This window comes from Streptomyces gobitricini (genome assembly GCF_039532985.1).
GTDB lineage: Bacteria > Actinomycetota > Actinomycetes > Streptomycetales > Streptomycetaceae > Streptomyces > Streptomyces gobitricini.
In genome coordinates, this window is sequence record NZ_BAAASR010000030.1 from 1 (window position 1) to 796 (window position 796).

Consider the following 796-nt stretch of genomic DNA (forward strand, 5'->3'; position numbering starts at 1 on the left):
AGGCAGTGCGCGACGACCTCGTCACCGGGCTGCCAGGCGTTCACGCCCGGGCCGGTGCGCAGCACGACGCCCGCCAGGTCCGAGCCGATGACGTGGTACGGCAGGTCGTGACGCTTGGTCAGCTCGCTGAGCCTGCCGTAGCGCTCCAGGAAGCTGAAGGTCGAGACCGGCTCGAAGATGGAGGTCCACACGGAGTTGTAGTTCACCGAGGACGCCATCACGGCCACCAGCGCCTCGCCCGGGCCGAGCTCGGGCAGCGGCACGTTCTCGACGTGCAGCGACTTGCGCGGGTCCTTCTCGCGCGTGGTGAGACCGGCGAACATCTCGGTCTCGTCCTTGTGCACGGTCACCGCGCGGTAGGACTCGGGGAGGGGCAGAGCGGCGAAGTCCGCGGACGTGGTGTCCGACGACTGAATCGCGTCCAGGATTTCCTTCACGGTGTTGCCTCCGGCGAAGAACGTCTTGAGGGGAGACGTTGAGGGGAACGTCGGGAAAGTGCTGCTGTGGAGGTGTGCCGTCGGTTCGGCCGGGTGGTGCTGGCAGCGCTGGGTGGTGCGCAGAGGTTGCCTGTGACGCAGGCGCCCGGGCGCGCGAGGCGCGATGGCCTCGCGGGGACAGCCGGCGTACGAGATGTCTCTGCACGCCGGCCGCCCGGACAACGACAACGTATGACACCGCGTGCCAGGCCGCAAGACACTGAGTGCCAACAATTTCTCTCAGATGCAATACACCGTTCACATATGAGCGATGATCGATCGTCCAGCGCTTCCGCGCACGTCAAAACGCCCGCCCGGCC

1 protein-coding gene is annotated in these 796 nt (G+C 67.0%); it reads right to left on the bottom strand.

Features of this window, described 5'->3' with window-relative positions; all coding sequences use genetic code 11:
- The coding region (locus ABD347_RS24695; RefSeq protein WP_425575755.1) for an alcohol dehydrogenase catalytic domain-containing protein at positions 1-437 on the bottom strand (437 nt) is incomplete at its 3' end.
- Positions 438-796 lie beyond the last annotated feature (359 nt).